Origin of the sequence: Pseudomonas sp. Sample_22 (genome assembly GCF_004307635.1) — a bacterium.
Taxonomy (GTDB): Bacteria; Pseudomonadota; Gammaproteobacteria; order Pseudomonadales; family Pseudomonadaceae; genus Aquipseudomonas.
This window is the reverse complement of the sequence record NZ_RCNY01000048.1, coordinates 92,824-112,434: the sequence shown is the minus strand read 5'-3', so window position 1 is coordinate 112,434 and position 19,611 is coordinate 92,824. Positions and strand designations below refer to the sequence as shown.

Below are 19,611 nucleotides of genomic sequence, written 5' to 3'. Positions count from 1 at the left end.
AGACACGAGTTAGAGGCGACGCTGAAACGCTTTGACGATCCTTCGCGTGGCTTCGCTGGTGTTGAGGTTCTGCACGGCATCCAGCGGGTACCAGATGCAATCGAAGATTTCATTGAGTGGCCGGGCTGCGGGGTAGCCCGGCACTGAGGCCTCGAAGACGTGGTGCCGGGTACTCTCGGTTTCCAGTTCCATCAGGTACAGCATGTCATCGGCATCTATCCCGGTTTCTTCTTGCAATTCTCGCAACGCCGCGGCAGCAGTGGTTTCACCGGGTTCGACTTTTCCCCCAGGCAGCGTCCAGCGACACCTTGGTTTGCGCACCAGCAAGATGTGTCTTTCCAGCTCGCAAATGACTGTCGCGCGTACTTTCATGGGTTCCAGACCAACTGCTGTCATGAAATTGTAACAAAACTGCAATGATCGGGCCGCTTTTGCCTTCTCTTGTTGTTCTGAGCGGTGTGTGACCCGAAAAGTGCCGTTGTTTTGGCAAGCGGCTAAATCGACGTCTGGTCGTCATGACGTCCAGGGGTGGGTGTAAGGTAAGTGTGTTGACCTTGGATTCATTGTCGAGATGGAGGTGACCATGAGTGTTCCGATGTTGAACAAGATGCACATGAACGGTTACGACGTACTTAGCGTAAACAACGGCCCATGGCGGGTTTGCACCAAAGGTGATCGTCTTGGGTCATTTGCCAGCCGAGAAGAAGCATTGGCGTTTGCGGCGTCACTTCCCGGCTACCGATCAAAGTCGAACAAAAAAGCGAACAGCCAGTAAGCTGATCAAGCGTACGCAAAAGCCCCGGCACGCCGGGGCTTTTTATTGTGTCGGGGCGTTTGCCCGGTAACGGCTACTTTTATTCAGCCTTGTTGCGGGTGATGATCTTGGCCTTCACTTCCTCGGCATAGCCAGACAATCGTTGTTCATCGCCCTGGAACAGGTCGCACAGGCGCTTGACGGCCTCTGCATCGACATCGTTGCCGGTCAGGCGTAATTGCTCGGCGATGCGTAAAAGTTCTACCGCCGACCATCGCAGATCTGATGCAAGCCCTTGCAGATCACGCCGAAGCGCTTGTTCGCTCTCGTTAAGCCACATGATGTTCTCCTGAAACGCTGTGCTACGAAATTTTAGACCCATTAGCGTGACGGGGCGTTGTGTTTGTCATGCCCCGAGCGGCTTCCTTTGGTCGGGAAATTTGCGCGATCGGAAAAATTCGTTGTCGTAGTGAAGTAGCGATTTTCCTCAGGGCGGGGACAGGGCAAATGACGGCAACCGATGACTTCCGGGCGCATGCCCACGAGCTGATCGCCGATCTGGATGCGGCCACCAGCGAAATGATGAATCTCATTTCCGGCCACCAACTCAGCGGTCCGGAATGGGAGCGGGTCACGCGATGGCAGCATGAAGCCTACGAGCGCTGGATGACATATCTGAACGAGCGTTCATACCCCGACCCTGGCGAACACAAGTCCGATGGCTAAGGCGCGGCGCAGCAAATCAGCCGATAGCAAATGGTTGTCGGTGCGGGGACAGGCTACATTTCATGTTTTCAGGATAAGGATGCTTTATGCAGAGGCGGATGTTGTGGGGGGCGGCTGTGGTATTGGCGTTGTTGGGGGGATGTTCGTTACCGGCGTCTGTGGTGCCTGGGGAGCCGAATGTCAGTAAGTACAGTGAAAAAACACCCAAGGTCCTCGCCGGGTGCGTATTGCCGATTTGGCAGCAAGAAGTTTCCAACACCACGCAGTCGTCGATTTCCAATGGCTACCGGATTACCGCACCCAGCATCATTACCGCCGACGAGGTTCTGGACATCGTGAAATTCAAGGACGGTAGCCGGGTGTCCTTGTATCAAGGGCCACCCTGGGCGAAATCCGGCGCATTGCGCCAGGCAGTGCGTGACTGCCTGTAGCCTTCAGTCGCCGATGTCAGTGACCTGGATGAGTTGATCGTCGCCTGCCTGGGCACTTGCCGTGCCTTTCTTTTCACGGCGATCATTCATCCAGTCGTCTACCTGCGAATTGAACTCGGCCGGCGCTTTGCGCCCAACCTTTCTGGCGATATCCAGAATGGTTTGCTGGGCGAGGGCGTCTTCCATGCGCTTTTGCGCGGTCATCATTGCAGCGTGCACCGAGCAGTGCCCTTCAAGTGCCCAGTCGGGGGCTTCACCCTCAAAAAGCGCACAGCGACCGCGAATCTCCCGGCAATCGAAAATGGCCTTGCGCCCATCGATGGCGTTGACGATATCCAGCAGCGAGATCTCGTCGGCGGGCCGGGCCAACTTGAAGCCGCCACGCACACCCTCGGTGGCGACCACCAGTTTTGCCTTGGCCAGTTTGGTGAAGATTTTTGCCAGGTAGTCCAGAGGCACGCCTTGCAGTTCCGCAAGGTCGCGCACGCTCGCTTCACGCGTATCGCCGCGATTGCCCACCAGAAAAATCAGGCAGTGAATCCCGTACTCAACACCTGCGCTGTATAGAGACATCTCGATCTCCGACTAAATTTGTCGCAAATATTAACAGCTGATTCCCTGCCTTACAACGAACCACTGCCTCCTCATTGGCATCGACAGGCCTCTGAAACTGTTGGTTTAAAGGAGTTTTATCGGTGTATCGATTTGATTGATTGGAACCATCTCGAAAAAATTGTTGCGGCATTCAACTCGGACAAATAGAGTCGCCGTTGTCAGGTCGAAAGCCATGCGCCGCGTTTACGAGAAACGTGACCATCGACTCCTGATCCTTCAACAAATCTAATTGTCCCTGGAGTGATGAATGAAACAGCACATTTTGGTAATCGGCGCAGGTTTCGGTGGCATGTGGACCGCTTTGAGCGCCACGCGCCTGTTCGACATTCACGGCCACGAAGACTTTGAAGTGACCGTGCTGGCTCCCCAGGCCGAATTGCGCGTGCGCCCTCGCTTCTACGAACCGAACGCCCATCAACTGGCTGCTCCCCTCGGCGAATTGTTCGATGTCGTCGGCGTGAAGTTCATCAAGGGCGCCGCCGAGACCATCGACGTCGCGCAAAAACGTGTGGGCTACATCGACGCAGCGGGTGAAAAACAGGTCTGCATCTACGACAAACTCGTTCTGGCCACCGGCAGCCGCCTGGCATTGCCCGGCACTTCGGGTGTGGTTGAGCATGCCTTCGATGTCGATCAGATCGAGCAGGCCGTGCGCCTGGAAAACCACCTCAAGTCCCTGGTCGACCAGCCAGAAAGCCAGGCACGCAACACCGTCGTGGTGGCCGGCGGCGGTTTCACCGGCATCGAAACGGCGACTGAAATGCCCACTCGCCTGCGTGCCATCCTGGGTGATCGAGCGGACATCAACGTGATCATCGTTGACCGTGGCAATAAGGTCGGCGGTTCCATGGGGCCGCAGATCGCCGAGAAAATCGCTGAAGCCAGTGTTCATACCGGGGTGCAATGGCATCTGAATGCTTCGGTTGTCGCTGTCGATGAAAACGGCGTGACCTTGTCCGATGGCCAGCGCATCGAGGCCAAGACCGTGGTCTGGACCACCGGTGTGCGCGCCAATTCGCTGACCGAGCAAATCCCCGCAGAGCGCGATCATCTGGGCCGCCTGCATGTCGATGCGCACCTGAAAGTCATTGGTCAGGATGACATCTACGCCACCGGCGACGTTGCCTATGCGGCCACCGATGACATCGGCAACCACGCGTTGATGACGTGCCAGCACGCCATTGTGCTGGGCCGTCATGCCGGCAATAACGTCGCGGCGCAGATACTGGGGGTGGACCCGACGCCGTATCGCCAGCCCAAATACGTGACTTGTCTGGATCTGGGGGCGTGGGGGGCGGTTTATACCGAGGGCTGGGATCGTCAGGTCAAGCTGACGGGACAGGAGGGCAAGGAGCTCAAGACGCAGATCAACACGGTTTGGATTTACCCGCCGGTGGCGGATCGTGAGGTGGCTTGGGCGGCGGCGGATCCTTTGATTCCGATTGCCTGATGGCTTGAATTTGAACTGAATCCTGCCTGGGGTTTCCTGGGTGGGATTTTTTTTGCCCAAATCGAGCCATTGCCGGCATGAAATTAATCGTGTACTTTTTCATGAAATTACAACTATAAAATTTCATGGAGCCGGTATGTTTCAGCAGTCCACCCAACACATCGCCAGCTATTACGCCCATACCTGCGCAAATCAGTTGCCCATTCGACCGGCTCTTGAAGGCGAGCAATCCGCTGAGGTGGTGATTATCGGCGCCGGCTTCAGCGGCCTGCACAGCGCATTGCGTCTTGCCCTGGCGGGCAAGCGTGTGATTGTGCTTGAGGCCAGTCGCGTGGCGTGGGCCGCATCGGGGCGCAACGGTGGTCAGGCGATTCTCGGCTGGTCGTGCGACATGCCACCGCTGGAAGCTGCGCTGGGTTACGAGCGCGCGCGGCAGATGTGGGAGGGCATGCGCTGGGCGGCGCGGGAGTTGCGTGAACTGCCTGCGCGGCATGGGTTCGATTGTGACTATCGGCCCGGACACCTGTGGACCTCGGTGATGCCGCGACGGGTGCGCCTGCTCACCGAATGGCAGCACGAGGCCAGTCACAAATGGGGCCACGACGGCTTGCAATTCATCCCCCGTGAGCAGTTGCCCGACTGGGTTGCCAGCGAGCGCTATCAGGCGGGTCTGTTTGATCCCGAAGGCGGGCACTTGAATCCGCTGAAGCTGGCGCTTGGGCTGGCCGCTGCGATCGAGCGCGCCGGTGGGGTGATTCATGAACACAGCAAGGCTCTCGAATATCGTGAGGAGGCGGACGGATACGTAGTGACCACCGAGCGCGGTCGGATCCGTGCCGATGTGCTGGTGTTGGCCTGCAATGCCTACCTGGATCGGCTCGACCCGCAACTCTCGAGTTGTGTGCTGCCTGTCGGTACTTACCAGGTGGCCACCGCTGAACTGAGCGAAGAACAGGCCACGGCGTTGCTGCCGAGCAATGTCTGCGTCACCGACAATCAGTTCGTGCTCGATTATTTCCGTCGCACCCCGGACAACCGGCTGCTGTTCGGCGGTGGCTGCACGTATCTGGGCGGCATGCCGAGAGACATCGCCGCAGCTACCCGACCGTGTCTGGAGCGCGTGTTTCCACAATTGAAAGGCGTAGAGCTGGAGTTCGCCTGGGGCGGTCATATCGACCTGACGCTCAAGCGCACGCCTGACATCGGCCGGCGCGGCGACCTCTATTGGTTGCAGGGCTACTCCGGGCACGGTGTGTTGCCGACCCTGGCCGGCGCGCGGGCGGTGTCCGATGCGATATTGGGCCGGCAGGAGGAACTGGCGTTGTACCAAGGCTTGACCAACGGCAGCTTTCCCGGCGGCAAGTACATGGCCGCGCCCCTGGAAGCCATCGGCAAAGCCTGGTATCGGCTGCGCGACAGTATTTGAAACGAGGGAAACCTTTAGATGGACATGCAGGAAGAAATATCGGCGCTGGCGATCCTGATTCAGGACCTGCGCAAACACAAGAAATACACCCTCAAGGAACTGGCGGACAAGATTGGCCGGTCGGTGGGTTTTCTGTCGCAGGTCGAGCGCGGCTTATCCCGCCCCACGGTGGCCGACCTGACGGCCATCAGCGAAACCCTCGGCGTGCCGACCACCTATTTCTACAGCTTGCCCAAACCCATGGCCTTGCCCTGGGTGACCCGGCCGGATGAGCGTCGCACGCTGTATTACGCCGATGGCATCACCGACATCATGGTTTCACCAAAAATGCGCGCGTCCTTTTCGATGCTGGAAAGCCGGCTGGAGCCCGGCGCGAGCAGCGGCGACCGACACATGAAAGACAGCTCGGAGCAGGGCGGCTATGTCCTCGAAGGCGCGTTGACGTTGTGGCTGGATAACGATGAGCCGGTGACCCTGCATGCCGGTGACAGCTTTCAACTCGCCAGTCATGCCCATTGCCGTTACGGCAACCTGTCAGACCAACTCACCCGCGTGCTTTGGGTTTACACCTGATAAAAACGACAAGGAACAGAATGATGGATGCTGTGTGCTCTGAACTGCTGGCCGAAGTGCGTGGGTTTCGTCAGCGCTACCCCGATGTGCGCTACGTCGACCTGATTTCCCTGGACATCCCGGGGCATTTCTACGGCAAGCGCTACCCGATAGAAATGCTCGAAAAAGTCGCCGCTGGCAGCGCGCTCAAGTTGCCGCAAAACTGCGTGTTGCTTGGGACCCAGGGCGGGTTGTTCAAGATCGGCGACTACTGCTTCAACGACGGCGACCCGGACGCGCTGCGCCGCCTGGTGCCTGGCACGCTCAAGTTGGTGGGCTGGGAAAAACAACCGCTGGGGCAAATGCTGATCACCTCCGACGGCACCGAAAAGCCGATCGTCTTCGAACCGCGCGAAGTGTTGGCGCAGGTGCTGGACCGGCTCAAACGCAAAGGCATTTTCCCGGTGGTGGCGTTCGAGTTGGAGTTCTATCTGTTCGACAGCCAGTTGCGTGATGGTTTGCCGCAGTTCGCCCGCGATCCGTTGACCGGCGATGCCGATGATCAGCCGAACATGCACATCGAACGCCTGTCGCGTTTCGCCCCGGTGCTCGACGAAATGGTCGAGAGCGCGCGGGCGCAAGGTATCGATGCCACGGTGATCACCGCCGAACTGGGGCCAGGTCAGTTTGAAATCAATTTCGGCCACTGCGATGACGGGCTGCGCGCCGCCGACTGGGCCGCCCTGTTTTGCCGCAGTACCCGTGGCGTGGCGCTCAAGCACAACTACCGCGCCAGTTTCATGGCCAAACCGTACTTGCAACATCCGGGCAGCGGCATGCATGTGCATGTGAGCCTCTACGACAAGGCCGGCAATAATCTGTTGGCGGCGAACGGACAGCGCGCGTTGCGCCATGCCGTGGCCGGTTGCCTGGATGTGTTGCCGCACTGCATGCCGATCTTCGCACCGAACCACAATGCCTTGCGTCGTCTGAGCGCTACGGTGAACGTCGCTTCGCGCGCCAGCTGGGGCTTTGAAGACCGTGATGCCTGCCTGCGGGTGCCGGACTCCGACGCGAAAAACCTGCGGATCGAACACCGCCTGGCCGGTGCCGATGCCAATCCATACCTGGTGCTTGCAGCCATTCTGGTGGGGCTGGAGCAGGGGCTGGAAGGGGAGTGCGAGCCGATTGCACCGCTGAACGAAGACCGCAGCAGTGGCATCGATTTCCCGCTGGAAATGCTCGAGGCCGTGCAGTCGATGCAGAATCACTCGCCATTGCGCGCTGGATTGGGCGCAGAGTTTGTCGATGTGTATTGCGAGAACAAGCGTCAGGATCACCTCGCGTTTCTGAACGACATCAGTGCAAGGGAGTACCGCTGGTTTCTATAGTTAAAGAGGTTTCGAGGTTAACCTTAAAAAATATCAGGATATTTAAGGGCTTATAAACTTTAGTAACTGGCTGGTTAAATAAAATATCTTGTTACAGCGCGAAACATTGCGTAATATCCGCGCCGCGTTCACCACCACGGTTTATGCATTTTTAAGTCCCGGGCGTCCATCAGCTGCCCGGGATTTTTTTTGCCTGGTGTTTTTGTGTCTATCTGAACGGCCGTGCAGGCCAAATCAGGACTTCGCTTCCTTGGTCCCCAGTACGTCGCGAATGTTGTCCACGACATTGCTGTCCTTGATCACATCGTTCAGCCATCCTTCGAGCGGCATGTTGCCCCATTTGATCGCGCGTTCGATCAGGTAAGGGACGGGGCTCTGCGGCTCGGTCTGCTTGAAGAACTGCGCGATACCCGCCAGCAGGGTGAACGCCTCGTCGCGGGATTGCGGTGTGGTACGCAACGGTGTGACTGGAATGTCTTGCTGGGTCTGGGTCATTGCAGCTCCTGTGGGTTGTGCGCCCGCGCTATCGGAGACGGTCGGCGTGGGAGCGGCAGGGGGCGGGTTCAACTCGATACCCCGGTCCTTGAGCAGTTTTTCGGCCAATTGGCCTGCGCGGGACAGCACGTCCATGAGCCCGGCAAAACTCGGCGCTTCAGGGCCGAACAGACGATCAGCGGTGCTCTGCAATTGCTGGCACGCGTTCAGGCTGGCGGCAATTTCGCTGGCCTTGCGGCGCAAGTGATCCGAGTCAGTCAGCACCACCGAGCGCTGGAACACCTCAGCGTTGATCTTGCCTTCGTCAAGGGCGGCGCGCATCGCCTGAGGGCTTTGCAGGGCCAGGTTCTCAACGTGCCTGGATTCGTCATAACGAAGCAAACCGTACTGCTGGCCTTGGGTGATGGGCAGTCCGCCGACGACATCGGCGAGGGTCGTCTTCATCCACGACAGGCGGGCAGCGCGCTCATCGACGCCGTCTTCGAGGGACGGAAAGAGATCGCCCCAGAAATTATCCAGAATGCGTTCGGCCAGCGTCAGGCCAAACGTAATGCCGGTGAAATGGTGTTTGTGCGCCAGGCCTTCGCTGAGCCAGGCGACAAGCATCAGGTCCTTGCTCTGTCGAGCCAGGCCTTGGGCAGCCAGGGTGATGGTCAGATCCCAGTCAGATGACTTCAGATCGGTTTGCCAGTCACCCTGGGTCAAATAATCGGGGTCTGCTCGCCGCGCTTCTTTCACCTGATCGAACAAGGCGGAAAAGCTCATGTCTTCGCCGCTCCCCTGATTGATGGGCGCGGTCAGTTCGGCCAGCGAAAGGTCGTTGAGAAATTCAGACATAGGAAACTCTGATCAAAATAAAAGAACACCGTACCCGCCAGGCAGGCACGGTGCTGAAAACGAGCCGCCGGAGCGGCCCGTCATTGCCACGGTTTTATGCGAAAACCTTGTTGGCAGTGCGATCCCAACCACCGGTGACGTTACCGCCGCCCTGGCCATCTGCACGGCTCTGCTGGGTGTAGGTGGTCTTGATGCGAGCGAAGTTGAAGCTGATTTCTTCGATCGGCAGGTCGCCAACCGCTTTGTCTTCGCCGTTCTGGCTGCCACCGGCGACCGCTTTGACCGAAGACACCACGACTTCTTCCAGGTTGATGGTCAGGTAGGTCACCTTGTCACCACCAGCGCGGTTCACATTCAGTTGGATCTTGGCGATGTGCGTGCCTTTGCAGCAGGCTTCGAACAGCTTGGCAGAAGCCTTGTCCACGGCTTTGCGGATGCTGAAGTCGCTCAGCGCTACACGCTCAGACGAAGCACCGCCCGACGAACTGGCCGTCGCGGAGGTGGCCTGGGTTGCGCCGTACTCGTAGCCGAGCACTTCGATCCAATCCTTGTGTTTGTCGTCCAGTACTTCACCAGGAATGCCGTCGATCTGGATGTATGCGTCAAATGCCATTTTTAGTTTCTCCTTACCTTCATTTAAAGGTTGTCACCTGCAAACAGATCACAGCCCTTCGTTTAAACCTCTTTGAAACGATCAAGAGAGGTGTGTTACGCCAGCCCGGGATTGGCCCGGGTAGCGGTTTTTCTTCATTGCACGTGGCGTCTCAATTGAGTGCCCGTACTTCGATTTCTACCCGCCGGTTAGGCTCCAGGCACTGAATCAGCTGAGCCCTTGGCTGCTGCATATCGCACCTGACCAAAGGTTTGGTGCTGCCTTCGCCGACGGCTTCCACCAGCTCGCCGGGAACGCCTTTGCCCACCAGGTAGGTCTTGATGGTTTGTGCCCGCTGCTTGGATACCTGCAGGTTGCCTTGTGGGTCGCCGAGTTGATCGGCGTGCCCGGCGATAATGATTTTGCCGATGTTGGGTGTGCTCAGAAGCTTGCCGGCGATCGCGCTGAGCTGGCTTTGACCCTCGGTCTTCAGGCTCTGGAAGTCGGCGCGGGCAAAGGCGAACAAGGTGTCCGACTCCAGCGTGATGGTCTCGATCGAGCGCAACGACTGGGTGAGCAAGCTGTTGATGTAGTTGCGTGAGCTGGAGATCAGGAACGCGTTGTCGAGGATCCGTGGCACGTCCGGCTCGTGAATCTGATCGCTGTAGAAATTGATCTGCCGGCTGGCGAACTCATAGTCCTGATTGGTGGTGGCGACGGCGGCACTGCCAACCTGGCGGGCAATCGCCGGATACCAGTAATCCGGAATTTTCGCTTTCAGGAACCCAGGGTCGGCCTTGTCTCGTTGTGCGCGCGACAACATGACGTAGGTGTCCAGCGTCGACTTGCCAAATGCGGCGATGGACTGCGCCCGGTTGTCATTGGGCAACGCTTTCGACTCGACGCTGTCCACGCCAGTCACCGGCATCAGCTCTTTGGCGTTGCGCTGATAGACCTTGAGCGTGGTCAGCAGATACAACGAGCGCGTCAGGTTGTCGGCCGTGGGTTTGAGCATCACGGTTTCCAGCCGATTGAAATACTGGCCGCGTACCACTGGCTCTACCTTGTGGCCTTGGTATAGCCCCAGGCGCAGGCGCAGTGGCACGCCATCGTCGTGATGCTGCGCATAGTAATGTGCGGTCCACAAACGCAGGCGATCGAGGGTTTGCCAATCGGTGTACTGCCCGCTGGCCGAGTGATCGTCGGCACTGGCCTGGGTCAGCTCTGCCGAGATGCTTTGGAGGGTGTCGCGGTTATTGACGTACGACCAGCTCAACAGGCTGCACAGCAGCACCGCGACCAGGCCAGCGCCACCGATCCATGCCGCCTTGCGCCGACGCTCGCGGTGATTGGTGGTGTATAGCGCCACCAGGTGTTGATCGGGAATGATGACTTTGCGGAACAGACTGTTGATGAACAACGGTCGTGGTTGCGCGTTGCCGTTGGCGATCTCCAGATCCTGTTCAAGCGAGAATCGCTCGGTCACCTGGCGCGCGTGTCCGCCCATTTCCGGTTGGTCGGCATCGAGGGCACTGGTGAAATAAAAGCCACGCAGCAGCTCTGCATTTTGATAAGGGTTGGCGCGCAACAACGCATCGACGAACAGCTGCAGCCGTGGCTTGAGTGCCGCCAGCTCCAGCGGGAAGCGGTACACCGCCGAATCCTGGCGGGTGATCTGAATGTCCTGCGTCACCAGTTGCTGGCTCGCCACTTGTTGCCAGTAGCCGATCAGCTCGTCCATCGCGACGCCGAAGCGCTGACCCCAATCAGCCTGCTCGTAGCCCTTGTGGGAAAAGGTCTTGCCCATGACTTCGCCGCGCGCGGTTTCGTCCAGCTGGCGATAGAAGGGCGCGAAACCCGGCACCAGGTCGCACTTGGTAAACACCAGGTAAACCGGCAGCCGCACTTCCAGCAGGGCATGGGTTTCCTGAATGCGTTCACGCAGGCGCTTGGCGATACGTTCCTGGTCTTCCAGCGAGGATTGCAGGATGTCGTGGATGCTGACGGTGACGATCAGGCCATTGAGTGGCCGGCGTTGCCGATGCTGGCGCAGCAATTGAAGGAAGGCCCGCCATTTGCCGGCCTCTTCCTGGTTGTTCATGTAGCGACCGGCTGTGTCCAGAAGGACCGCTTCGGAGCTGAAGAACCAGTCGCAATTGCGTGTGCCACCCAGACCGGCGACGCGCACGCCCTCACGCTCGGCGTAGGGAAAATTGAGCCCCGACTGGTAGAGCATGGTGCTTTTGCCCGCTGCTGGCTGCCCGACCACCAAGTACCAGGGCAGGGCATACAGTGCATCTTTGGCATTGCTGCCCCGAGGCTTGTTGCTGTGCAAACGTTCGATGCTTTGCAGCAGTCTTTCGCGCAACAGGCTCACTTCTTCGCGATCGGCCGGGCTCGCATTCAGCACGGCCTGATCGGCATCCTCTCGCAACAATCCTTCGAGGTTGTGATGTCGGGACACGCCTCGGTAAAGCAGCAGCACATAGCCGGCCGACAGCAACAGGAACACGCCAATGCCCGTCAGCAGACTGTTGAGCGAACTGAAATCAAACGCACGCCCGATGCCCCACACCACGAAGATCGTGAGGAAAAAGCACACCCCGAGAATGTAGGGTTGATAGCGCAGGAAGTAATATTTGATCTTGTTCATACGGACTTCGAATCCAGGGCATCGACAAAACGGTCGATAACGTCACCCAGTGGGCGGTCGATTTCGGGAAAGGCGTGTTTGCGGTGGTGCTCGTCGAAGGCATCGAAAGAGGCCAGTACGTCGTAGCTTTGCGAACGCTCACTGATACCTGTCAGCACGCGATAGGCATCGCTGGTGTGGCGTGAGGCAAAACAGATCAGCCTGGGGCGCATGAAGTCGTCGGCCAGCAGACTGACCTGCGGCGCTGTGCGTTCATGGGACATTTGCGTCAGCCATGTGACCCATAAGTCGGCGGTCGGATTCTTCAGGCCTCTTTCCGCGGGCAAGGGCAGGGCGATGCCGATAGGTGTCGCGTCAGCCAGGTGCCGTCTGAAGGCCAGAAGCCGGGTCAACACGGCATTGCTGACGAACTCCGGGTAGGCACCTTCGAGCGCGGTACTGATATCGCGCAGATTGAAATTCACCAGAAACTTGTCATGCACGCGCCGGAACAACTCGAAGTCCTGTCCTTGCAATGGACGCAAGGCCTTGATGCGTTCGAACAGCACCGACGTGCTTTCACCCTGGACGGCCATGTGCAACAAGGGCCTGATCTGTCCGCTGAACAGTTCGCCGAGGGTGAACGGATTGACCAAAGGCTCGGCCTCGCTGGCCTTGAGCGTCTGGAAAATGAAAAACGGATAGCGGCGTCCGCTCGAATCCTTGGAACTGATCAGCCCGCCCAGCAACCAGTTACCGCTGCGTGCGCGATAGCTGAAAAAACATACCGGCAACGCATCGAACAGTTCGCGCCAGTCCTCGCGGTGTTGCAAGGCGGCGAGAGCGCCTTGCAACCAGCCGTCGAACTCGCAGACGTCATCGCCTGCGCCTTGCAGGCTGACGAAGTCCGGGCTCGCGGGGACTTTTCCGAAGCAGCCGATCATTGGCCGGATCCCTGATTCAAGGTTCGGCTGCTCACAACGGACGACCTTCTTTGGCGTTGAGCGCACTCAAGGCTTTGACGTTGGCCAGGTCCGTCAACTTGACGCCGCCGTAGTTGCGCACGGCGAGGCTGACCGGGCCGCTGTTGGTGTTCCAGCTGAAACGTTGCTGGATACCGTCCAGATCGCTGACCCTTGCGCTGTCGTTCATGCGCAGCAGGCCCCAACGGCCCGGGTAATCGAACACCGTGATGCGCTCGCCGGTCAGGGTCACCACATCCAGGCGTGCGCCGGGAGTGGTGGTCGTGCCCGGCCATGAGAACCGGCTCCAGCTGGTCTTGCCGTTCCGGTAGTGCTGCACCTGGCCATCGAGGGTGAAGATGATGTCGGTCAGGTTGGCAGAGGGTTCGAGCATGATTTCGAAGCCGTTGTCGCGGTCCGACAGACTGGCGATCACCTGGCCCAACGAGCTGGCCTTGTCGATGCTGTTGACCATGTTCGGGTTGACCAGCGGCGTTGCCTTGCTGTCGCTTCCCATTCCCAGGCCTTCGCCACCGGACAGGTTGCCAATCTCGTTACGCTTGAAGTTCGGCAGCAGCCCGGATTCCGGATCGACAAAACGCTGCAGGTCCTTGACCGATGCTTCGTTGCGGCTGCCGGCGGCAATCGGATAACGGTGGGCCATCACCTGTTCCCATGGCTTGGCAATCTGCTGTGCCCAGGCTTTGGCAATCTGTTGGCCGGCCGGGTCGCGCAGGGTTTCCCAGGCAAACTGGATCGGCAGGCTGAACAAACCCTGCAACGCAGTGGACAGGCCGCCCTGACTGGTGTCGACAGTGGTCTCGACGTAGTTGCGCACGTTGGTCACTTCGCTTGGCAGCCCTTCGAGGGTTTCGCTGATCAGCTGCTTGCTGCTTTTGCCGACGTCCTGGGAGCGCTGGATGTTGTTCATCCGCACCTTGAGTTTGCGCAAGGCCGCCAGGTATCGATCCATGATCGTACTGTCGGCGCCTTCGGCGTTTTGCACGGCAAACACACGTGACACAGGCTCGAAGCGTTTCGCCAGACTGCCGTCGTCAACCGCCGGAAAAGGCGATATCAGCGTGCTTGGCGAGGCATTCTTGCCATCGAGAATACCGCTGACGCTGCTCCAGAATCCGTCGTCAGGCTTGATGCCTGCTGGCAGGGTTTCCCGCGGGGCAGGGACATCCCACTGGGTGTTGTCGTTGACCGCCGCCAGGAGAATTTTCACCGGCGAATTCTGCACATCGCTGAGCAGTGACAGTTGTTGGGTCGCATTGGCCATGTCAGTGAAATGGCGAACGCCGACGCTGTCGATCAAGGTGTACCAGGCCTGTGTGTAGTCGCGCTTGTAGCGCGTCATGAACTCACGGATGAAATTGGCTTTCTGCACGATGCTGTCGGCGCCTTCGCCGTCGAGCACCCAGTCCGATTCATTCTGCAGATTGCCCGACACCAGTTTGATCAGCTCCGGCTTGACGAATTGCTCCCAGCCCTGACGGGTGAAAATCGCCGGCACCGCTTCTGTGCCGTAGAGCAACTGTCGGCCTGGCAAGGGCACCAGATCGCTCAAGCCGACCGCCGGGAACTGGCGACTGGATTCCAATTGCAGGCGCAGGTATTCGCGGTCTACCAGCGAACTGGAAATCATGAAGGACTTCAGGCTGTTGCGGGTCTCACTGATGAGCTGTTCATTGCGTGACAAGGTCGGCGCCTGACCGGTCTTGAGCAGCTGCACATACACCGGCGCGTTGTCCTGGATCACCGCGCTGCTGACCGCGTTGTCGCTGCTGGCCGTGTTGGCCCAGGCGACCGGTAATGCAGCACTCACGAATTCGGGATCCGGATGCGTGGCGGGTTGGGTCAGCATCAGGTAGAGCTTGAGTGCGTTGTAAGACTCGATGATCGACGCAACCTGGCGCTCATCCAGCCGTCCCAACATTTCTTCGGACAGTGAAAGCCCGCCGGTAGTCGCCGACAGTTCAGCGGCATCGCTCGCTGTGGCAGGGTTGCGCAGCGCTGTCAGGGCTTCGCCGCGAGCCTTGTTTGCAATACCCCGGGCGGCGCCATTGAGGCGGCCGGCGACATCACCGGTGCTGCGCGGCAGGTTGTTCAGGCGGGTCGGCAGTTTCTGCCCCTGCGCACGGGCTTTGGCTGAGCCGGTTTTGGAAGTCGCAGGGGCAAAGTTGTTCTGCGGGTCCATGGTTTTTGCAAACTCATTGAACGCGCGCATCTGCAATTGCAATTGCAGGGTGATCGGTTCCAGCGCCTGAGTGCGCAGTTGCTGCAAGTAGGCGGTTTGTGCAACGCGGTAGACATCGTCACCCCGGTACAGGCCGGCGCCGAGTTGCAGCGGCACGCCTTTGGCTCGGTGCTTCTCGATGGCGGTGAGTTGCTCGCGCAGCAGTTCCAGGCCGTGGCCCGACGCGAGCAGTCGCGTGCTGTCCGGCGATTGTTGCAGTTCGGTCAGTTGTTCGCGCAGTGTCGCCAGCCACTGACGGTTGTTCTGGAACGACAGGGTTTGCCAGCCGATGAACGCGAGTCCCGCCAGTACCGCCAGACCCAGCAGGGCAGGGCTGGCGGACTTGTTCTTGCCGAATCGCGACTGGTAGAGGGTCAAGTCGCGATCCGGGAAAATCACCCGACGGAACGTATCGGTGATGAAGTAGCTGCGGTCGCTGATTTTCCGGCTGCTGCCTTGCGCCTGTTTGTCGTGCTCGGGGGCGGACTGCAAGGCGAACGACTCAGCCAGATCATCTTCATACACCTGGCTCAGTTGCTGGTCGGTCTGCAGGGCACTGGTGAAATAGAGACCGCGCAGCAACAGTGGCGCACCACTGCGACGGGTTTCGGCGAAATGCTGGAGAAATTGCTCGAGCACGCCCGACAGCTCGGCGAAATAGTTGGGGAAGTTCAGCAGCGCGCTATTGGCATCGGCGCCCAACGCAATCATCTGGGCATCGACGTGGCGACGGATATGGCTGTGCAGGTTGGCCAGCTTGGCATCCAGCACCGGACGCAGGCCCTGGTTGCGGATTTCCGACAAACCGAAGGTCATGCCCAGCGGTTGTTGCCGTTCGTTCAGGTCCAGGCCTTCAAACGCCTGGCTGAACCCCGGCAGCTGATCAGTCTTGCTCAGCATCAGGTAAATCGGCGGGTTGGCCTCCAGGCAATCGTTGTATTCCTCGATGCGCGAGACCAGTTGTGCGGCGAGCTCGTTGCGCTCGGCAGCACTGCACGCCAGCAGTTCCGGCAGGCTCACCACCAACACCAGACCATTGACCGCGGCCTTGCTGCGTTGTTTTTTCAGCATGCGCAGGAAAGCGGCGAATTCGCTGGCCGACGGGTCGTCCCGCAGATAACGGCCGGCCGTATCGATCATCACGGCCTCAGGGCTGAAATACCAATCGCAGTGTTGCGTACCGCTTTCGGTGTCGTTGGCACTGCTGGCAATGTTCGCCGACAGTCCCGAGCGGGTCAGCAATGAGGTCTTGCCCGCGGCCGACATGCCGATGACCAGGTACCACGGCAAATCGTAAAGCGCCGACGAACCGCCGCCGCCAGCCGAACGATCAGCGCGCAGCATGGCGATGGCGTGCTTGAGCCGCTCGCGCAGCACTTGCTGATCTCGGAACTCACCGGTGGAATTGAGCGACCGGTCGACTTCGATCTGCACCAGGTTTTCGAGGTTGTGTTCAGCCCGGATACGCTTGTACTGACGCAGCACAATGATCAGCAGGTAAAAGGCGCTGACGATCGCCATCGTCTCCAGCGCATAACCGCGCAGCCAACTCACCCGCGGGGCCACGAACCAGCTGACCGCCAGGCTGATCAGCCACAGGACGGGGATGAGAAACCAAAAACTTTTCAACAAACGCAATAATGTCTTCATGTCTTCCTGACTCGGTTACCTGACCTGTGCTCAGGCACTGAACAGCTGGCTGATTTGTTCGGACAGCGCGGCGACTTCTTTGCCCAGCAGCCAGTCCAGCGTCAGGTAAACACCTGCGCAGACCAGCGCAATCAGCGCCAGGTAGAGCCAAAGCGGAACTTCATGACGCAGCATCTGCGAAACCTGGTCTGGCAGTGCCCAGTCGGGCGAGAGTGCCTTGGGCGTCTTGCGAAACCGCGCGATGTCCTGGCCCAGGGTATTGGCCAGGTAACGCAATTGGTCCTTTTGCCCGATGCTGAATTTGCCTTCGAAACCCAATGCCAGGCACAGGTGGTAAACCTCGAGTACATCGAGGTTCTGTTTGACGTCGCCGCGCAACGAATCGATTTTTTCGAAGAAACCTTCACCGGCCAGGTGCACGCCGAAGTAGCGGAATTGCAACGGCTGCAATTCAAAGTGGCGGCGCAACTCGTTGTCGCCGGAGCGCAGCACGCTTTCATCGAGGAACGCACACAGCGCGTACTGGGTGTCTTTGACCTGTTCAACGCTGTAGTCGGCACTGCGCGCTTCACGCTCCAGTGTCTTGAAGAAAGCGTCGACGCTCGCTTCAAAGGCGCTGACCGAGGTCACTTGCCGACCCTTGCGCACGATCAGCGCCATGCTGATGAAATCCTGCACCAGGTCTTTGAGCGTCGGTTTTTCGCTGGCAGCCGCAACGGCGCCTTGCAGTACGGCTTCGGTCATTTGAGTACCGCCATCAGTTCAAGCTTGAGGTTGGTGAACGCGCTGGGCGCATAGAAAGAAATGGCCTGGGCACTCATCATGCGTTCGTAGACCCGGCCATGGGGCTCGATGGAGAAATAGTGATTGTCCAGTCGCACCGGGATCGCATTGGGCAGGCGCGTCGAGTGGTTGAGCGTGACGCCCGGCATGGCGCTGTTGACCACCACTTCGATGTCCTCCGGCGAGCCGACCTTGAACGCCCGCGGCACCAGTTCCAACAGGCTTGCGCCTGGCATGTCGGCATGCACGGAAATGTAGAAATCCGCCTCTGCCAGCCGTGGATCGTGCAACTGCCCTTGCCAGTACGAGGGCTTGGTCTGCGTCAGGTTGATCACCACGCACTGGTTCGGCACGACGTTGTCGAGCAGCACGCGAATCATTTCGTCGAGCTTGACCAGCGAGGCCGCCGGGTCGTGGTGGTCGTACTCGGGAATGTCGTTGAGCTGCGTATCCAGCGAAAACGTCAACAGGCCGCCGGCGAGTTCGGCCAGGAACAGGTACAAACGTTCGGGATGCAAACGCGGGTGCGCGAGCAAATGCGCCAGGCTCGGGTGGGCGCGGTTCACCGTGTTCAGCAGCCAGAACAGGGTCACGTCGCTGGAACCGAACTCGGCGATCTGGTCCGCGCGCTCGCGACGGCGACCGGACAACGCCTTGCTCTTGGATTGCAATGCACCGAGCAGACGCTTGCCCAGCCCGACCAGGGTGTCGTGGGTGCCCAGGTGCAGCGTCGGGTGCACAAAATGCCCGTCGAGGTTGAAGCCGCCGATGTTGTTGCGTGACAGCCGGGCAATCGGGCACCAAGTGTAGCCATCAAGGTTGTCGCCGTCGATCAGCATCACCACGTTCAGGCGCAGGCTGGTGATTTCGTTTTCCAGGTCGCCTTCGTTGAGGTCCGGCAGGGTGTCGAACTGCTTGCGAAAGCGTCGTCCGGTCTTTTGTTCCTGGCCGTCTTCAACGTAATTCAGGCCGAAGGGCTCTGGCAGTTTCAGCGCGGCGTAGACCTTCAGGTCGTTTCCCTTGAGCAGGTCTTTCAAGTCACGGGCCGCGGGCAACGGATCATGCTGCGGCGCGTCGAACAGGCTGCCGTCGGGAAACACCAGCTTCAGCCGTTTGAGCTGCAAGGAACCGGTGGCGAGGGCTTCCTCGTCCACTTCCAGCAACTGCACGCCCCAGTGAAAGGGCGTATTGCGCAGCGTCGCCTGCGCCAGCTGATGCTGGTGGAACTCATCCTGATACTGGAAATGTTGTGGCAAAAGGAACATGCCTTCGGACCACATCACCCGGCTTTGCTTACTCATTGAGCGCCTTCCAAAAATGAATTCAATTTCGAGTCCAGCGCTTTTTGCGCGGAACTGGCCGCTTTGTCCTGGGCCTTTTCGATCACGACGTCCTGAACCCGTTCGGCCAGCGTCGGCTGGACCTGCTGGTCGGGCAGGGTGTAGGCCTTGGCGAGCTGCTCTTCGGTCTTGGGTTTGTTCAGCACGTCGACGCCGCTGACGGCGGACACCGTGTTGTTGTCCACCAGCACCCGCAGGCCATCGGAAGAGAACCAGATGCCGTCCTTGCGCAACGAATTGGCGTCAAACGCGACCTTCCAGCGGCTGTTTTCCTCCGAGCGGAAAAAAGCCGCGACGCCGACATAACCTGCGGCTTTGTTCAGTGGCCACTTGTCGACCTGACCCATACCCGGCAGCAAAGTGATTTCACGGTTCTCGATCAGGGTATTGCCGAGGGCTTTTTGCGGGTCGTCCCACAACGAATCCGCGTCAACCGATGAAAAGCGCTCCAGAGAAGTCAGCTGGTAGACCCGCAGCACCACCGAAAGCGGTTTGCCGGAGGCGTCGGGGTTGAGCTGGTTGCCGCCGTCGGACGTCAGGATGACTTTTTCGCTGTCATCGAACAGCATGTCGCCGGCCCACGTGTCGTCGACCCGCTTGCCAACCCGGTCGGTGACGCCACACGCCGTCAGCGCCAGCATCACCGCCACCGCCGTCAGGCATTTAGCCAATGCCGTTTTCGCGGGCTGCTTCCCTGTTTGTCTGTTATCCATGACCGCTACCTGTAAATGCT

Annotated in this window: 18 protein-coding genes; 7 read left to right on the top strand and 11 right to left on the bottom strand. The window is 59.2% G+C overall.

Features of this window, described 5'->3' with window-relative positions; translation table 11 throughout:
* Nucleotides 1-9: 9 nt before the first annotated feature.
* On the bottom strand, nt 10-372 hold the full coding sequence (locus D8U73_RS12325) for an NUDIX hydrolase (RefSeq protein ID WP_056856691.1): 363 nt from the start codon (nt 370-372) through the stop codon (nt 10-12).
* Nucleotides 373-583: 211 nt separating this feature from the next.
* On the opposite strand from D8U73_RS12325, the gene D8U73_RS12320 reads away from it, so the two are divergent.
* Nucleotides 584-775 carry an SPOR domain-containing protein gene (locus tag D8U73_RS12320; RefSeq protein ID WP_056856690.1) on the top strand — a complete coding sequence of 64 codons (192 nt, stop codon included), beginning with the start codon at nt 584-586 and terminating at the stop codon, nt 773-775.
* A gap of 79 nt (nt 776-854) precedes the next feature.
* On the opposite strand, the gene D8U73_RS12315 is transcribed toward D8U73_RS12320, so the two are convergent.
* Nucleotides 855-1,094 (bottom strand): hypothetical protein, encoded by a 240-nt coding sequence (locus D8U73_RS12315; protein ID WP_056856689.1) that lies wholly within the window; start codon nt 1,092-1,094, stop codon nt 855-857.
* 167 nt (nt 1,095-1,261) lie between these two features.
* Between D8U73_RS12315 and D8U73_RS12310 the strand changes: the two genes are divergently transcribed.
* Both D8U73_RS12310 and D8U73_RS12305 read left to right on the top strand, forming a co-directional pair.
* Nucleotides 1,262-1,480 carry a hypothetical protein gene (locus tag D8U73_RS12310; protein ID WP_056856688.1) on the top strand — a complete coding sequence of 73 codons (219 nt, stop codon included), beginning with the start codon at nt 1,262-1,264 and terminating at the stop codon, nt 1,478-1,480.
* An 86-nt stretch (nt 1,481-1,566) separates the two neighbouring features.
* The gene (locus tag D8U73_RS12305; RefSeq protein ID WP_056856687.1) at nt 1,567-1,911 is read left to right on the top strand and encodes a hypothetical protein; all 345 of its coding nucleotides are present in this window, start codon (nt 1,567-1,569) and stop codon (nt 1,909-1,911) included.
* Between the two features lie 3 nt (nt 1,912-1,914).
* On the opposite strand, the gene D8U73_RS12300 is transcribed toward D8U73_RS12305, so the two are convergent.
* Nucleotides 1,915-2,484 carry an Rrf2 family transcriptional regulator gene (locus D8U73_RS12300; RefSeq protein WP_130904602.1) on the bottom strand — a complete coding sequence of 190 codons (570 nt, stop codon included), beginning with the start codon at nt 2,482-2,484 and terminating at the stop codon, nt 1,915-1,917.
* A gap of 289 nt (nt 2,485-2,773) precedes the next feature.
* Between D8U73_RS12300 and D8U73_RS12295 the strand changes: the two genes are divergently transcribed.
* The 4 genes from D8U73_RS12295 to D8U73_RS12280 all read left to right on the top strand — a co-directional run bounded on the left by D8U73_RS12295 (nt 2,774) and on the right by D8U73_RS12280 (nt 7,345).
* Entirely contained in the window at nt 2,774-3,976 is a 1,203-nt protein-coding gene (locus D8U73_RS12295) for an NAD(P)/FAD-dependent oxidoreductase (protein ID WP_130904601.1), read from the top strand.
* Between the two features lie 136 nt (nt 3,977-4,112).
* On the top strand, nt 4,113-5,402 hold the full coding sequence (locus D8U73_RS12290) for an FAD-binding oxidoreductase (protein WP_130904600.1): 1,290 nt from the start codon (nt 4,113-4,115) through the stop codon (nt 5,400-5,402).
* Nucleotides 5,403-5,420: 18 nt separating this feature from the next.
* Nucleotides 5,421-5,975 carry an XRE family transcriptional regulator gene (locus tag D8U73_RS12285; protein ID WP_056856683.1) on the top strand — a complete coding sequence of 185 codons (555 nt, stop codon included), beginning with the start codon at nt 5,421-5,423 and terminating at the stop codon, nt 5,973-5,975.
* A 23-nt stretch (nt 5,976-5,998) separates the two neighbouring features.
* Nucleotides 5,999-7,345, top strand: coding sequence for a glutamine synthetase family protein (locus D8U73_RS12280; RefSeq protein WP_130904599.1), 1,347 nt, complete (start codon nt 5,999-6,001; stop codon nt 7,343-7,345).
* Nucleotides 7,346-7,579: 234 nt separating this feature from the next.
* On the opposite strand, the gene tssA is transcribed toward D8U73_RS12280, so the two are convergent.
* The 8 genes from tssA to tssJ form a co-directional block, all read right to left on the bottom strand.
* The gene (tssA, locus tag D8U73_RS12275) at nt 7,580-8,677 is read right to left on the bottom strand and encodes a type VI secretion system protein TssA (RefSeq protein WP_130904598.1); all 1,098 of its coding nucleotides are present in this window, start codon (nt 8,675-8,677) and stop codon (nt 7,580-7,582) included.
* A 94-nt stretch (nt 8,678-8,771) separates the two neighbouring features.
* A complete protein-coding gene (locus D8U73_RS12270) occupies nt 8,772-9,290 on the bottom strand; it encodes a type VI secretion system tube protein Hcp (RefSeq protein WP_007978712.1) in 519 nt (172 codons plus the stop codon).
* A gap of 151 nt (nt 9,291-9,441) precedes the next feature.
* Nucleotides 9,442-11,922: a type VI secretion system membrane subunit TssM gene (gene tssM / locus D8U73_RS12265; RefSeq protein WP_130904597.1), complete on the bottom strand. Its 2,481-nt coding sequence runs from the start codon at nt 11,920-11,922 to the stop codon at nt 9,442-9,444.
* Entirely contained in the window at nt 11,919-12,845 is a 927-nt protein-coding gene (tagF, locus tag D8U73_RS12260; RefSeq protein ID WP_056856679.1) for a type VI secretion system-associated protein TagF, read from the bottom strand. The genes tssM and tagF overlap by 4 nt, the downstream gene beginning before the upstream one ends.
* Nucleotides 12,846-12,876: 31 nt before the next feature.
* On the bottom strand, nt 12,877-16,755 hold the full coding sequence (locus D8U73_RS12255; RefSeq protein WP_130904596.1) for a type VI secretion protein IcmF/TssM N-terminal domain-containing protein: 3,879 nt from the start codon (nt 16,753-16,755) through the stop codon (nt 12,877-12,879).
* 30 nt (nt 16,756-16,785) lie between these two features.
* Complete coding sequence (icmH, locus tag D8U73_RS12250; RefSeq protein ID WP_056856677.1) at nt 16,786-17,499, bottom strand: type IVB secretion system protein IcmH/DotU; 714 nt, start codon at nt 17,497-17,499, stop codon at nt 16,786-16,788.
* Entirely contained in the window at nt 17,496-18,839 is a 1,344-nt protein-coding gene (tssK, locus tag D8U73_RS12245; protein WP_007978722.1) for a type VI secretion system baseplate subunit TssK, read from the bottom strand. Before tssK ends, icmH begins: the two co-directional genes overlap by 4 nt.
* Nucleotides 18,836-19,591 (bottom strand): type VI secretion system lipoprotein TssJ, encoded by a 756-nt coding sequence (gene tssJ / locus D8U73_RS12240; RefSeq protein WP_130904595.1) that lies wholly within the window; start codon nt 19,589-19,591, stop codon nt 18,836-18,838. The genes tssK and tssJ overlap by 4 nt, the downstream gene beginning before the upstream one ends.
* Nucleotides 19,592-19,611 lie beyond the last annotated feature (20 nt).